This is a genomic window from Vibrio echinoideorum (genome assembly GCF_024347455.1).
Classification (GTDB): domain Bacteria; phylum Pseudomonadota; class Gammaproteobacteria; order Enterobacterales; family Vibrionaceae; genus Vibrio; species Vibrio echinoideorum.
The window spans coordinates 898691-914593 of sequence record NZ_AP025484.1; the positions used below are offsets into that span (position 1 = coordinate 898691).

General features: G+C 42.6%; 11 protein-coding genes. 4 read left to right on the forward strand and 7 right to left on the reverse strand.

What is annotated here, in order from left to right:
* Window positions 1-98: 98 nt before the first annotated feature.
* The 3 genes from OCV36_RS20210 to OCV36_RS20220 all read right to left on the reverse strand — a co-directional run bounded on the left by OCV36_RS20210 (window position 99) and on the right by OCV36_RS20220 (window position 4107).
* Window positions 99-2006 (reverse strand): sensor domain-containing phosphodiesterase, encoded by a 1908-nt coding sequence (locus OCV36_RS20210; protein WP_135457893.1) that lies wholly within the window; start codon window positions 2004-2006, stop codon window positions 99-101.
* Window positions 2007-2184: 178 nt separating this feature from the next.
* Window positions 2185-3384 carry an enoyl-ACP reductase FabV gene (fabV, locus tag OCV36_RS20215; RefSeq protein ID WP_135457895.1) on the reverse strand — a complete coding sequence of 400 codons (1200 nt, stop codon included), beginning with the start codon at window positions 3382-3384 and terminating at the stop codon, window positions 2185-2187.
* An 81-nt stretch (window positions 3385-3465) separates the two neighbouring features.
* A complete protein-coding gene (locus OCV36_RS20220; protein WP_135457897.1) occupies window positions 3466-4107 on the reverse strand; it encodes an arylesterase in 642 nt (213 codons plus the stop codon).
* Between OCV36_RS20220 and OCV36_RS20225 the strand changes: the two genes are divergently transcribed.
* From OCV36_RS20225 to OCV36_RS20235, 3 genes are all read left to right on the forward strand, one after another.
* Window positions 4106-4780, forward strand: a complete 675-nt coding sequence (locus OCV36_RS20225; protein ID WP_017074318.1) for an ABC transporter ATP-binding protein — start codon at window positions 4106-4108, stop codon at window positions 4778-4780. The two genes, OCV36_RS20220 and OCV36_RS20225, sit on opposite strands and share 2 nt — an antisense overlap.
* Window position 4781: 1 nt before the next feature.
* Window positions 4782-7220, forward strand: coding sequence for an ABC transporter permease (locus tag OCV36_RS20230; protein WP_135457899.1), 2439 nt, complete (start codon window positions 4782-4784; stop codon window positions 7218-7220).
* Window positions 7221-7800: 580 nt separating this feature from the next.
* On the forward strand, window positions 7801-9255 hold the full coding sequence (locus tag OCV36_RS20235) for an FAD-dependent oxidoreductase (protein WP_135457901.1): 1455 nt from the start codon (window positions 7801-7803) through the stop codon (window positions 9253-9255).
* A gap of 152 nt (window positions 9256-9407) precedes the next feature.
* Here the strand turns inward: OCV36_RS20235 and OCV36_RS20240 are convergent, their stop codons facing one another.
* The 3 genes from OCV36_RS20240 to OCV36_RS20250 all read right to left on the reverse strand — a co-directional run bounded on the left by OCV36_RS20240 (window position 9408) and on the right by OCV36_RS20250 (window position 11982).
* The gene (locus OCV36_RS20240; protein ID WP_135457903.1) at window positions 9408-10358 is read right to left on the reverse strand and encodes a 5-oxoprolinase subunit C family protein; all 951 of its coding nucleotides are present in this window, start codon (window positions 10356-10358) and stop codon (window positions 9408-9410) included.
* Window positions 10351-11118, reverse strand: coding sequence for a 5-oxoprolinase subunit B family protein (locus tag OCV36_RS20245; RefSeq protein ID WP_135457905.1), 768 nt, complete (start codon window positions 11116-11118; stop codon window positions 10351-10353). Before OCV36_RS20245 ends, OCV36_RS20240 begins: the two co-directional genes overlap by 8 nt.
* A 120-nt stretch (window positions 11119-11238) precedes the next feature.
* The gene (locus tag OCV36_RS20250) at window positions 11239-11982 is read right to left on the reverse strand and encodes a 5-oxoprolinase subunit PxpA (protein WP_135457907.1); all 744 of its coding nucleotides are present in this window, start codon (window positions 11980-11982) and stop codon (window positions 11239-11241) included.
* A gap of 332 nt (window positions 11983-12314) precedes the next feature.
* On the opposite strand from OCV36_RS20250, the gene galE reads away from it, so the two are divergent.
* Entirely contained in the window at window positions 12315-13328 is a 1014-nt protein-coding gene (galE, locus tag OCV36_RS20255; protein WP_102554312.1) for a UDP-glucose 4-epimerase GalE, read from the forward strand.
* 355 nt (window positions 13329-13683) lie between these two features.
* Here galE and OCV36_RS20260 read toward each other — a convergent pair whose 3' ends face one another.
* Window positions 13684-15822: a TonB-dependent hemoglobin/transferrin/lactoferrin family receptor gene (locus OCV36_RS20260; protein WP_135457909.1), complete on the reverse strand. Its 2139-nt coding sequence runs from the start codon at window positions 15820-15822 to the stop codon at window positions 13684-13686.
* Between the last annotated feature and the right edge of the window lie 81 nt (window positions 15823-15903).

Here is a 15903-nt window from a genome sequence, read left to right on the forward strand (position 1 = left end):
AGGGAAGATAAAACAGAAAGGCGGCGATTATAAAAATCACGACCTATAGAGTAAAGAGAAAGTAGGCCTAAATCCAAAACTAACTGATCTTTTTCGCTTTAAGCGTAGCGAGTTGTCCCTAAATAGTTTTGATTGATTAAGCTGTGTTCGAATTCTTGGCTCGGCATCGGTTTACCATATAGGTAGCCTTGTCCCACATCACAGCCTTCATCAATAATAAATTTCTCCTGAACTTCGGATTCTATGCCTTCAATAGTGACTTTTAAGTCGAGTTTTTTTGCAATTTGGACAATAGAGCGGACAATTTCTGAATCTTCTTTTGAGTTCAACATCTGGTCAATGAAGCTTTTATCAATTTTGATTACATCAAACGGGAATTTCTTAAGATAACTGAATGAGGCGTAACCCGTACCAAAATCATCTAGTGACAATGTAACGCCAATGTCGTGTAATGACTCTAACGTATTCTTGGCAACAACCTCATCTGCGATCAGTCCGCTTTCTGTCACTTCAAGTTCCAAGAACCGAGGTTCAAGGTGATACGTTTCCAATAGATGGACAACTTGTTCAGCGAAATGTGCGTTCTTAAGTTGTATCGCTGACACATTAACGGCCATTTTGAAGTCATCAACGTATTCAGACCATTCTTTGGCTTTTTCAATCGCGCGGCGTAGTACAAAGCTACCCACTTCGAAAATTAGACCGTTTTGTTCGGCCATGTGTATCAAGGTTTCGTTGGAAATGTCGCCTAACACAGGATGGCGCCAACGTAACAGGGCTTCAGCACCAACCCAACGATGAGTTAACGGGCATACTTTTGGTTGAAAGTAGAGCATGAGATCATCATTGCGAACCGCTTGCAGCAAATAACCTTCAATTTTATTGATGTGGCTCTGTTCTTCTGTATGAGATTGAGAGTAGTAAGCGAACTTTTGCCCTGAATCTTTACAGGCAAGCATCGCTTCTGAGGATTTTTGCAACACACTTTCTGCATTGTCTTCACTATTTGTTACCGCAATTCCGATAAACGCATGCAAGTGCACTTTGTCGTTTTCAATAGCAAATTCGGAGTGACCCACTTTAATCAAAGTTTGGCAGAGCTCTTCGAGGCGATGGTCTAAATCCTTAACACTGAACGCAAGTACAAGATCGATAGAAGTAGGGCGCGCTGTTATTACCTCAAGATCGGAAATGCTGTCGATTCGTTGTCGGTATTCGACGAGCACTTGATCTAACGCGTTATAACCATAGCGTGCTTGTATGCGTCTTCCGTTAGTAAATCCAATATGGACAACAGCGAATGAACAATCAGTCAGCTTTGTTTTAGACAATAGTTTGTGATTTAAGCGGGATTCAAAGGCGTTGCGGTTTAAAAAACCTGTCCCTAGATCGTGATTCTTTTGGAAGTTAATCTTTTGTTCGGCAGCTTTGCGCTTGTCTATCTCTTGGTTTAACGAATAGTTAAGACTTGCGAGATCTTTCGTTCGAGTGTAAACACGGTTCTTTAAGTCGCGATTCATCTGAGTCAGTTTCGCGTGTTGGAACAGAGTTTTGAGCTGCGACTCTATAGACGTACGGAAGCTTTCTAGTAATTTGATGTAGGTAGGTGTGTAGTGGTTCTCTTTAGAATCTAAGATACATATGGTGCCGAAGAGTTCACCGTTCGGCCAGAGTAACGGGATACCACAGTAAGAGATTAAACCGAGCTCCACATCTGGGTTGTTTTCCCATTTCGGATCGGCTAACGCATTGGGCACAACGAGTTGTTGCTTAGACTCCATAACACTTTCGCAATAAAGCCCATTTCCCAAGGTTTCCGTATCACCTTTGTTATATGGGTTGTTATCACTGTTACTGGTTGAGAATACTTCGATATAATTGGAGTGAACACGCATGATAAGTGCAGCTGGCACTTGAGTGATTTGAGCTAACAGGTCAACGATATTTTGCCAACTGGACCCCATATCGTCAGGAATATCTAAATCTATAGTTTTGATTTTCTTCATATGACTCCGAGTCAATTATGCTAAATGCATCAACACATCCTGTGTTAATTATGATGAACCCAAAAAATAGTGAACCTTACGCCAACTAAGTATAAGAAATGTTGCAGAAAAAAACCTCTGCAATTTTGCAGAGGTTTTCAAATATGAATCTGGGTCTCAGTAATGAGATAAGTTTCAATTAAGGCTTTAACTTTATAAAATCTTCAGAGCTAAGTCTCTCGTTATAGTCTACCGATGGTTGAGCAAAACCATTTAACTGCAAAAACTCTTCTTTAAACCCTTTGTAGTCACCCAAGGTTTGGAAGTTTTTCTCATCCATTCCCTGGAGTAGCTCCGTAACATGAGCTTGTGTCTCTGGGTCTAGCTCCCACTCATCCATTCGTATGAGGCGTTCGCCATCAAGCGGTACTTTCGATTGGCCGTATAACTTGCTGTTAAACAGACGCTGCATCTGTTGGATACATCCTTCGTGCGTCTCTTTCTCTTTCATGACTTTATACAAAGCGAGCAGGTAAGGGCTTAACCCCGGAATGAATACGCTTGCCTTTGTGACCAATGCCTTACAAACCGTTGCATAAGCATTACCATCAAAATTTGCGAGTTCAAGGTTGAGCGCATGGCTTGTTTGATGAAGATCGATCTTAGCGCGGCCTAGAGTGCCATCTAAATAGATAGGATGTGTGACTTCTGGGCCAACGTAAGAAAACGCGATCGTCTTGCAACCTGGGGCGATAGATTCCGCGTTGATTAGCTCGTCGATCCAGTTTCCCCAATCCTCTCCGCCCATCACCTTAAGTGTACTTTCGGCTTCTTCTTCCGTTGCAGCTTCAAGTGTGTTGTTGTCCCAGCGGTCGTTTTCAAGGGAAATAGTGGCTCCGGTAACGCTTTCACCGATTGGTTTAATCGCAGAACGCCAGTATTCGTCGGAGTCCGGTTTTGGTCTGACGCCTGCTGCAAGGCTGTAAATAATAAGATCGACTTCACCTTCAAAATAGGTTTCGATTGCTTCTACAACTTGGGTTCGTGTCTCTTTTGAAAATGCGTCGCCGACGATGTTGATCGCAGTACGTTGTTCACGTTCCGCTTCTTTTTTGAAGTAGATGTTGTTGTACCAACCGGCACTGCCAAGAGATTTTTCGTTTGGACCACGTTCGAATGAAACGCCGATGGTGTCAGCTTTTGCACCGCCAAAGGTGAGAGCGATGCGGGCGGCAAGGCCGAAGCCTGAGGAAGCGCCGATAATCAGTACTCGTTTAGGGCCGTTTTTGATTTGCGGCGCACTCTTAACAAACTTGATTTGTTGCTTTACGGCTTCTTTACAGCCAAGAGGGTGAGCGCTTTTTGCTACCACACCCTTGATAATTGGTTCGATCAGCATAAATAACCTCACAGTTAACGGTGATATGCACTCAGGCTAACGTAAAGCTGTGTAAAATTTATTGAGCTAGACCATTAAAACCTAAAGATACTGATATAATTCTTCGGCGACGAATTGAGCGATCCAAGGTTGAGCTTCTGGTTTTGGATGCAATCCATCGTTCATCATCCACTCAGGTTTAAGGATGATATGCTCTAGAAAAAAGGGCAGAATCGGTACATTTTTTTGATCAGCAAGAGACGTAAAAACGTATTCAAATTGCTGGTTGTAACGTTTACCGTAGTTCGGTGGGATTTTAATCTGCATCATGATTGGCTCAGCACCGGCCGCTTTTATTTGGTCAATAATTTTTTCTAAATTTACTGACATTAGCTTAGGCGGGAAGCCGCGAAGACCATCATTAGCTCCAAGTTCAATAAGAACGGCATGAGGAGCATGTTCTTCAAGCAGTTGCGGTAAACGTGCTAAACCGTTGCCCGTTGTGTCACCAGAGACACTGCCGTTAACCACAGTAATCGCTTTATCATGCTTGGTTAGGGCGTCTGGCAGCAAACTTGGCCAACTCTGTTTGATATCCATGTTGTAGCCAGCACTCAAACTATCGCCAAGTATCAATAAAGTAGCGTTTGGAGCTGACGTAGGATTTTGAACTAGATCAGTATTTTGAGCCAAAGAAGCCGTTGAAAATAAAATAAAAAATAAAAAGGAAATTAGTCGAGTCATGCATACATCCATCATAAAAGCAGAAGCTGTGTCCAAGACAGTGTCTACTAATCAAGAACATTTAACAATCTTAGAACACGTCGATATTGATATTCGTGAAGGCGAAACTGTGGCGATTGTGGGGACCTCTGGTGCTGGCAAATCGACCTTGATGACATTACTTGCAGGCCTAGATGTTCCAACAACGGGCGAAATCAGTTTGTTAGGTCAGCCGCTTTCACAACTTGATGATGAAGCGAGGGCTAAGATCCGCAGTGAGTCTGTCGGGTTTGTATTTCAGAGCTTCTTGTTAATTCCAAGTTTATCTGCACTGCAAAATGTCACGCTACCTTGTTTGCTTAAAGGCGAAGATGAAGACATCGAACGTGCGACCGCTTTATTAGAATCTGTTGGCTTAAAAGACAGGCTCGATCACCTACCATCTCAGCTATCAGGCGGTGAACAACAAAGAGTCGCTTTAGCCCGCGCCTTTATGATCAAACCAAAAATCTTGTTTGCGGATGAGCCTACCGGCAACCTCGACCAACAAACGGCAGCAAAAATTGTTGAGCTGTTGTTTGAACTCAACTTATCCCATGGCACAACACTGGTCTTAGTGACGCACGATCCTAAGCTAGCACAGCGTTGCCAACGGACTTTGAAAATGCACGTCGGTCATATAGAGGAAGTCTAAATTGAATTCATCAAACGGACTGAATAAACGCCTGTTCTCATGGAGCATCGAAGAGATTCGACACGGTCAGTTGTGGCCAGTTTCCATAGCATTAACATTGATCATTGCATGTGTTTTCGCGCTGTCGGCGTTGGCCGAACGTATGGAGCAGGTGATTGTTAAACAGGGCAAAGATGCGCTGACTGCCGATAGTGTGTTCATCTCAGCAAACCCAATTCCACAACCTTTACTCGACCTCACTCACTTTGAACAGTTAGAAAGCTCTCAGTTAACTCGTTTTTCAACCATGGCATTCAGTGATAACTCAATGCAGTTAGTCACGGTTAAAGCCGTTGAAAGTAATTACCCATTACGTGGTGAAATGATACTGGAAGGCGCAGATAACGCGGCAAGTAATCATGTGGAACCGGGTGAACTGTGGCTTGATGAACGTATTTTTGCGCAATTAGAAGTTGAAATAGGTGACAATGTCACGATAGGCGATGCGGATTTAACGATAACAGGGCGAATCACTCAAGAGCCAGGTTTGAGCTTTAACCCATTCCAGCAAATGCCTGCCGTACTAATTCATACAAGTGACATCGATGCCACTGGAGCGATTCAACCGGGCAGCCGTGTAAGCTTTAGGCTGTTTCTAAATGGTGATGATACAAAACTGAAAGTCGCACAAGACAGTATCGAACTGACGCCGAGCGATCGCTGGCGCACGCAAGATTCAGCAAGTCGCACTAACGACATGTTCGAGAGCACAACTCAATATCTTTCGTTAACCGTTGCTATCGTTGTGATCATGGCTGCGACCACTTTGGTACTTACTTGCCAACATTATGTTGCGAGTCGCCGTAAAACCATTGCGATGCTTAAGAGTTTAGGCGCGAGCAAGCAATGGATCATTAAATGGTTGTCGGTTCAGGTATCTCTACTGGTGCTTATTGGTGCTGTGCTAGGGATTACCATAGGTATCGGCCTGGAGTTTTTACTGCGTATACCATTGGGTGATTTGTTACCAACACCACTTCCTAGCTATGGTATTGAACCCGTCATTTTAGCGATTCTATCAAGTATCCTCATTGGTGTGCCTGCGCTTGGTATTCCGTTAATTGGCTTGGTAAACACCTCGGCAATCAGCGTGATTCAATCGAGTCACCAGTCAAGTGAAAGCTACAAGAAATACTTGTTGTTGCTGGTACCTATAATTCCAATGATGCTGATGTACGGCGACAATCTGTTGGTATGGATAGTTCTAGCAGGTATCGCTTGCTTGTTTTTAGTGCTCGCGATTGTAAGTACGCTTGTTCTGCGTTTGGTTGGTAAACTGCCGACGTCGACATCTATGCGTTTGGCATTAAGCCGAATTAATCGCACACCATTAGCAACAGGGATTCAATTTGGTTCATTAGCGCTGTCTTTGATGCTGCTATCGATCATATGGTTAGTGAGAAGTGACTTGTTGTCAGATTGGCAGCAAACTTTGCCCGAGAACGCCCCCAATGCGTTTGCGCTTAACATTGCGAGCTATGAGAAAGACAGCTATCTGGCGACCATCGATTCGAATGAAGTAGAGCGTACTCAAGCGTTCCCGATTATTCGTGGTCGATTAACCACAATTAACGGAGTGGAAGCTAACGAGTACAGTGATAAGTCCGAAGGGACGGACGCACTGAGTCGAGAAATCAACTTCACTTGGGGTGATAGTCTACCTGAATACAATGAAGTGCTAGAAGGCGTATGGACACAAGAGCAGGGCGTGTCTGTTGAATCTGATGTTGCTGATCAACTCGGATTAAAAATTGGTGATGAACTGTCGTTTACTATTAACAGCCAAAGTGTTTCTGCCAAGGTTAATAGCATCCGCAAAGTAGAGTGGCGAGAAATGAAGCCGAATTTCTACTTCATCTTTACGCCAGATATTTTGAGCGAGATTCCTTCTACTTGGCTCGTGAGTTTCAGACTAGAGGAACAACATAATCAGATGCTCAACGAACTCTCTCGAAATCACCCAACCGTGAGTTTGATGGATATTCGTAAGATGGGTAGCAAGATCCAAGAGTTGCTCAAACAGATTGTTTGGTCGATAACCGTACTTGCGGCTTTGGGTGTGGTGGCGGGATTGTTGCTAATTTTTACTCTATTGCGACTGAGCTTGTCTCAAAGACAACAAGAAATACGTTTGTACCGCACGTTAGGTGCGAGCAAGAAGAGAATTCTCAATACCATTTGGTGTGAGTATGGATTGATGGCATTGGTGGCGGGGTCTATTGCTGCATTGGGTTCAGAACTCAGCGTTGCCGGTGTGATGAACTTTGGTTTCGAATTAGAACCGTCGCTTCATCCAATGCTTTGGGTAGTTTTACCTATCCTTACCTTCATCACATTAGCTGCTGTGGTGAATAGTTTGATCAAACGGTTACTTGCGCCAATGAACAAAGATTTTGGATAGCAATTAACTTTTAACCACTAGTAAATAACCTTTAACCATTAACCATTAGCAAATAACGAATTCGACCCAAACTTAACAAACGGTCTAAAAGTGAATTATTTATACTTAATAATGTACTATTTATAATATCTCGCTTTGGACCATTTTTTATTTGACCAGCTTCTAGCATAAGTAAAAAATTTCACACCTCAAAATCGGTATTTTTTAGCATTATTTGAAAGTAGTTGCGCAATAATGCCTTTTTAGCGAGCAACGGTTAGTCCCTGTAAATAAAGGGTTTGCGCAACTTAGCAAGTACGTTATCAACAGTTATCCACAAAAACGGTGGATAACTTTAGGGATAAGTTAACATCATTGTTTTACGAGTACTGAGGCAGCCTTTATGTGGCGTCACTTAGGACAAATTTGACTGTTAGAATAACCTTTAAAACTCTATCTGGAGTTATTGAGTCAAGAGATTATTTATGTTTTTTACATAGATATTAATAACCGCCAAGCTAAGACCTTGAAAAAAATGTGTTTTAATTCGTCGCAGAACAAAAGTAGAATAGAGGCAGTTAATCATATTCTACAGAACACGATGAACCACAACAAAACGGATACAAATCAACCTTCTATTGCCATTGTTGGTGGCGGCATTGCCGGAGCGACAAGCGCGATTCACTTTAGTGAGTTGGGTTTTAAGGTCACTATCTTGGAAAAAGGGCCGAGTTTGGTTAATGGCCCACCCATTTGCCACCTGCACGCGGGCGGCAATTTGTATCGAGATATTTCTGTAGAGCAATGTCTTCAACTGCTCACTCAGTCAATTGATACCGTCCGCTTATTCCCCCACACGATCAATATTCGCCCAACAATCATTGCTGTGCCGCATAGTGATGGTGGGGAACCGATGGATCTGCTTCCTCGTCTAAAGATAATCAAAGACTCTTATGCTGACCTTGTTAAACAAGACAAAAGCAACCAAGTACTTGGTGACCCGGAAGAGTATTACAAGCTCTATAGCAAAGACGAGTTGTTAGCGCTTTCTACAAGAATTCAACCGCTAAGACCCATTTCACTTGATGACTGGTGTATTCCTTTTGCTAAGCATACTAATTTGGACACGCTTAAGTACCCGGTAGCGATGGTGCAAGAGTATGGCTGGAGCGTATTTCGACTTTCAGCGACGGCTCAATTGTCTTTAGATAAGCAACCTAATTGTACGGTGTTAACTAACAGTCGTTTAAAATCAGTTGAATCGACGGGGCAAGGTTGGTCTTTGACTTACTCGAACCACGATAACCAAAGCCAACACCTAACGACGGACTATTTGATCAATGCGAGTGGGTTTGAAACTGGCATCGTTGATGATTTTGTCGGTTCTAAGCAGCAAAGACTCGTTGAGTTTAAAGCCGCATACGTTACTGAGTGGCCATACTCTCAAGAATGTAAAGAAGAGTGGCCAGAAGTTATCTTTCATGGCCCGAGAGGCACACCACAAGGTATGGCTCAATTGACTCCGTATGCTGATGGCGTGTTTCAGTTACATGGCATGACAGAAGGGATTACGTTGTTTGAAGGCGGGCTGGTATCGTCTTCGACGAATTCGTCACAACCTCAGTTACCCTCTAAACTTCTTAAGAAAATCGTCTCCGGTTGGAGCGAAGAGCAACTTGAGTTAAGAACCCGTGCTGCAATTACTCATATGTCTCAGTTTATCCCAAGTTTTCGTTCTGCACAGGTTGGCGGAAAACCTCTTTTCGGCGCACAGCAGATTCCTGGAACCGATCCGAGTTTAAGAGCTTCTGACGTTTCATTCTGCGGTGATCGCTACGCTCGACTTGAAGTGGTGAAAGCGTCTTCAACGTTAGAGGCTGCGCAAAAGGTTGCTCAGTATTGGTTTGGTGTGACGAACACGGCATCGATCGAGGATGCACACTCAGTGACAATGTCACTTAACCTAAATGATATTGAAAACAAAGCGATAGATTTGACACAGGAACGTGGATATCCAGATGCTCTTGCTAAAATATCAGGGCAAGATCACCACTAAAAGCTGGTTCAGCCCTGTTGGTGCCTAAAACCAAGACCCACAAAAATTAAATCCAGCTTACTAGCAAGCCGTAAGCTGGATTTTTAATTTAAACACCTTTTGATGCGAACTTAATCGCGGAAACTTCGAATAGCAATTCTAAACAAAAAATATCAATAACCGAAAAACTGCGCCCACTGACACCATACATCTTGTAACCCTAAGCGATCGCCTTTGCTAAAAGATATCTGATGCCCCGGTTTTGCTTGTGCCAAACGTGGCAAATCGATTCTAGCCACACATCCAACCTTCGGATACCCACCAATCGTTTGTCGATCATTGAGTAACACAATTGGTTGTCCATCTTGTGGTATCTGAATGGCGCCAAGGGCAATGCCTTCCGACAATAACGTAATGTCAGGTGAGTCGACCGACTCGCCACTAAGTCGGTAACCCATGCGATTTGAATTTTGATCAACGTTATATTGCGCGTTATACAAGGTTTCTTTTGCTAACTCCGAGAATAATTCACTTTGATAACCTTCGATAACTCTCAAGTTTACGGGCAAGTTGTAATCAGGTTTATATCGGAAGGTAACACTCAGCGGTTTAAAAGGGCGAATAAGGGAGTGTTTGATAAAGCCAATTTTTTGTCCTTGCTGGCAGGGTTCTCCATCTTGCGTTAATCCACCAATCTTTTCACGAGTCACTGTAGAACAGCTATCAAGAGTTGATGGAACATCGAAGCCTCCTTTAATCGCTAAATATGCTCTTAATCCATTTTTAGGTAGGCCAAATGAGAGAACTTGCCCTTTGAACGCTTGGAAAGTACTCCAGTTATTTAAAAGCTTACCATCTAACTTCGCTTGTAAATCGCCACCGCATAACGCCATCTCACAGTCAAAATCTACTTTTAGAGCACATTGACCGAGTGTAATTTCCAACGCCGCTAAGTTAACGGCATTTCCTAAAAGATAATTGGCCCAACTATAAGAGTAATCATCAACTGGGCCGCCTTGTGTCAATCCAAGGTGAGCGACACCAAATCGGCCAAAGTCTTGAATCAAACTCAAAGGGCCAGGTTTAACGACTGTAAGCGTCGGTTTATCAATTAATTTACCCATGAATGATATCTCCGCCAAGCTCTATAAACCTAAGATCCATAAACTCATGTTTTGATATCGCTTTAAAACGGACAGTATCGCCAACATTAAGCAGTGACAGTGGGGCTTGTGTAGTATCTGCGTTCTTCAATTGGCTGTGGTCAAACAGTGACAAAGGACAATTGCCAATAATGTTCCAACCACCTGGTGACTCTGATGGGTAAACCGCTGTTTTTGAGCCTGCAATAGCGATACTTCCTTTCGGAACACTTAAGCGCGGGGTTGAGTGACGTGGTAACGCAAGCTCACTAACCACATCCGACATAAAGGCAAAGCCGGGAATAAATCCTATCGCACTGACAATGTAAGTCTGAGAGGTGTGATACTTAATAATGTCCTCCATCGATAAACCTTTTTCTTGATACCTATCTAAATCGAGCGCGGTTTCAGGTGAATAATAGGAGGGGAGTTCAATAATATTGAGCGTTGCTTGAGTCTCTGAGAAGGAAGAAAGCGCTTTAGCTAACAGCGAATTAAGCTGTTCGATAAACTGTTGCTCTGAAATTCGATAAGGTAAGTAGTCAACCAATATAGTGTGATAAGCGGGTGTCACATTCATCAAAACGGTTGTTAAATTCTGGCGAATAGCATCAGAAAAGTGTGCTATATACTGCGCATTGATAGCATTGGTGTCGCCTTTTAAATCCGGCAACGTTAACGTGACTAGAACGCTACATTCGGCAACCGGCACTATATTAAATTCAATCGGATTCGTCGTCATTTCGCTTCCATACGTTTAGCTCTTTTGTTTCCAGACTTAGCTTTTCTAACTTCCATGTTTTAAGTCACACACAGAATTTAGCAGTTAATGGTTAAGCGTGCGATGGAGTTACGCTTCGTACTAATTAAATGCATTAAGATCTTGTCTGATTTTTCTAATGAGTGCGATGGATTGAGGATTATCACCATGCACACAAATGGTATCGGCCTCAATGGGCAGCCTTTCACCCTCAAGCGTCGTTACCGAACCATAATTAACGATCTGCATGACTTGGTTATAGATGTCATCTTGATTAACATAAACCGAGCCTTTCTGAGTTCGTGGCGCGAGTTGGCCATTATTCAAGTAAGCTCGATCTGCGAATGCTTCAAACAATAGAGGTAAGTCGTGATCGTCAGCAATATCTAAATACTGTTGGTTATCAGAAGAAGAGAGAATCATCAGAGGGATATTGAACTCAGCCACCGCTTGAGCGACTGCGTTAAAAACATCGGTGTTTGCCATCATATCGTTATAAAGGGCACCATGAGGTTTCACATACCCAACAGAAGTATGGTTATAACGGCAAAGCGCTTGTAATGCGCCCACTTGATAACAAACTAATTCACTGATTTCATCCATGGTATGCGGAATTGAGCGACGTCCAAACCCTACCAAATCTTGGTAGCCAGGATGGGCGCCAATTTGAGTATGGTAATGCTGCGCAAGTTTGATTGTCTTTGACATCACGTGAGGATCAGACGCATGAAAGCCACAAGCGATGTTTGCCATATCGACCCATTCCATGACCGACTCATCATCCCCCATCTTCCAGTTGCCGAAACTCTCTCCCATATCGCAATTAAGCAAAATCTTCGTCGTCACTTGCCACTATTCCTTTAGCTTTAGGTATCTAATGACACTCTTATATATGAACAAATTAAACAGTGACCTAATTCAAAGTTTTACTACTGTTAATCTAGCACTCATTATTAATGCAGAGTGTTCGTTCAATGTTCGGTTAAAGAATGTTCAATTCTGGACTTTGTGACTAGATCACACGACATAATCACGCGATATATTGAGCCAAATGAAAAGAAATTGGTCAGTTGATGCTCTTTAAAGAACATCAATGAAACTAGGCGTTTGTGAATTCACTGTAAGTTGTTGTATCATAAGCGATAGGTTGAATATTTTAATTAAAAGGTCTGCTAAACATGAATGTTTTAGTTACAGGTGGCATGGGTTACATTGGTAGCCATACAAGTATCCAAATGATCAACGCGGGAATGACACCTGTGCTTTTTGATAATTTGTACAACAGTAAGCCAAGCGTTCTAGATCGTATCGAAAAAGTATCTGGTGTTCGCCCAAACTTCATTGAAGGTGACGTTCGTGATAAAGCACTTTTGACTGAAACCATGAAGCAACACAACATTGAAGCAGTTATCCATTTTGCTGGCCTAAAAGCGGTCGGTGAATCTGTAGCTAAGCCTCTTGAATACTACGACAACAATGTTAATGGATCTCTAGTTCTTGTTGATGCGATGCGTGACGCTGGTGTGAAAGCCCTAGTATTCAGCTCTTCCGCAACGGTCTACGGCGATCCCGCGAGTGTTCCTATCACAGAAGATTTTCCCACAAGCGCAACTAACCCTTATGGTCGCAGTAAGCTAATGGTTGAAGAGTGCTTAACGGACTTCCAAAACGCAAACCCAGATTGGAGCATTACACTACTGCGTTACTTTAACCCAGTAGGTTCACATCCAAGTGGTGAGCTAGGCGAAGACCCGCAAGGTATTCCAAATAACCTAATGCCATTTGTCTCTCAAGTTGCGGTTGGCCGACGCGAATCTCTGTCTGTGTTTGGTAGCGATTACCCAACAAAAGACGGTACTGGCGTACGTGATTACATCCACGTAATGGACCTGTCTGATGGTCACATCGCAGCCCTGGAGAAAGTAGGGCGCAAAGATGGCCTTCATATCTACAACCTTGGTACTGGTAACGGTTCAAGTGTATTAGACATGGTTAAAGCGTTCGAGCAAGCAAGCGGTAAAAAAATCCCTTACAACTTAGTTGAACGCCGTCCTGGTGACATCGCAGAATGTTGGGCGAACCCAGCTAAAGCTCAAAAGGAACTGGGTTGGAATGCAACGCGTACACTGTCTGATATGACCGAAGATACATGGCGCTGGCAGTCAACGAACCCTGATGGTTTCCCTAGCTAACCCATTAGCTTTACGTATGATTAATGTACAAAAAGATGCTTCAGGGCATCTTTTTTGATCTAAATCGAATAAAAAGTAAATTAGTGGTTAAAAAGTATCATTCTGTATCCGCTGTGTTATCATGCTCGCGAATTATATGTTTAATGTTAATTTTCTTTGGAGTTAATCATGGAACTAGGCCTAATTATCACTTTCATCGTTGCTGCTGCAGTAATGGTTAAGAAAGAGATGGCAGAGAAGTAATTTCACTTATTACCTTTTTTATACAATTTTTAGTGAAATAAACAAAAGCCAGCATTAAGCTGGCTTTTTAGTTTCTGCTACATTAGCTTTTCGGTATCAGCTATTTAACGAATTAGAATTCGTAGTTTGCAGATAGACCCCAATTACGACCTGGTTGAGACTTAAAGTCTGTGTTGAACTGAGAGTCGTGTGCGCTGCCAGACATGTCACTGTATAACCAGTACTGCTTGTCTAATGCGTTAAACAGACCCGCTCGCAAAGTTAAATCAGTAATAGGGCGGTAGTAAGCTGTTAAATCAACAACTGTGTATCCAGATACATCTACATTGTCGTCAGCATTCCACTCATCTTTAGCCGCAACCATTTTGATATTTAGAGCAGAACCAAAGGTTTCACGCTCAATACCAAGGCCGATTGTACCTGTTAGAGGTGCTACCGAATCGATTGATTTACCCGTTGACTTATCTTCACCATCAGCATAAGCGACTGCTAATCGAGTGTATGTACCGAATGGTGCATCAATCAAGCTATCAAGGTTTATGGTAGAAGAAAGCTCTGCACCGTAAATCGTCACTTCATCTAGATTTTCTTTAGTAAATACGTCTTTACCGCCTTGTTGGCCAGTTTTCGTCTCATTGATGAAATCAGTGTAGTCGGTGTAGAAGGTACTTAATTCGAAGCGAGCGTGTTCATTGCCACCACGAAGACCAAGTTCGTAAGAGATACTTCTTTCAGCTTTGAGATTTGGGTTCGCTTCTACAATAGCGCCTTGGTTGTAGAAATAGTAAAGGTCATAAACGGAAGGGGCCTTAAAACCTTGGCCAATTTGACCAAATACAGCTAGGTTATCGTTGATGTGGTAAACAGAACCTAACTTAGCAGTGAATGCATCATCTTCATTCTTGTCATATTCAGTCGTGTAACCATCATCTGTTGATGGGTCAGCGACAAATGAGTCGTAACGAAGACCACCAGTTACGATCAATTTATCTTCCATGAAGAACGCTTGATCCTGAACGAACACACCCCATTGAGTAATTTTCGCATCTGGTATACCAGTGCTGCCTGGAGTAACTGTTCCTTGGTCAAATTTATGATCTGAGTTATCTAGTTCAAAGTCGTTTTGTAAGTAAGTGAAGCCATAAGTAAACTCATGATCAGCACCGTCGATATTCACTAACTTAGAAAGCTGTGTATCAAGCTGCATGTTTACATCTGATGCATCACGCTCACGAAGTCGGCGTCCGTAGAAGCCAGTAGTATCGTAGTTTTTATTTAGAGTGCTTGAGTCTTGGTAGCTAAGAGACCAATCCAAAGAATCCGCAATAGATGAATTTAGCTTAAGCTGCTGCTCTAATGTTGCACGAAAACGCTTGTTGGTGTCTTCGTTATAGTTATCCGTGTATACAAAGCCCGGCATGAGCTGATAACCGTTGTAATTCAACTCATCTTCGTCATACTGGCGCTGATAATGTTCTAGAGTCACCCCAATCTTGTTTGAATCGGATATGTTGTAGAATGCTTTAGCTAAGAAGTTACTTAATTCCGTATCGGCTGGGTTAGCAGCACCACGATCTGGGCCTTCAACTTCGCTTCCAGACGAATGAGTTTCAGTTTCATGGCCTTGAGCGTATGTAGCCATAACGATAGTTTCTAACTTATCTTTGCGCATCGCCCATGAAAGGGTATTTTTGAATTGTTCATCAGCTGATGTATAGCTAGATTTGATACCAAAACGATTTTCATCACCATCAGTTCTTAGCATATCTTCTGGGTTCTTGGTTCTTAGCAGTACAGCACCGCCAATTGCATCAGAACCGTACAACGTAGAAGCAGGTCCTTTATTCACCTCAATGACACTCAATGTGTCGACTTCAATCGCATTTGAATATTTACGTTGCTCTGAAGCACCAGGGTTGTATGGGGTAGGTTGTTGAACACCATCGATCATTAATTTAACGCGATCACCTTCAACACCACGGATATTGAAACCCGAAATACCAAAACGGCCACTGCCTTGCGCTTCGACGCCTGGAGTGTATTGAAGAGCTTGCTTAATGTCGTTAGACATTTGATTATCAATGTCTTCCGAAGACACAGATTCAATTGAGCTCGATACATCCTCTTTGTTTTGTTCAGTACGAGTTGCCGATACAACAACCTCGTCAAATAGGGCATAATCTTCAGCAAAGGCCGAGGTTGATGAAAGCGCTAAAACGATTGAAGCAGAGAGTAGGGATTGCTTATACATCTGATAGTTACCTTAATTCCATAGTATTATCTTGATTTGCGAAAGATGATATTGGATCTAAATGATAATTACTATTATTTG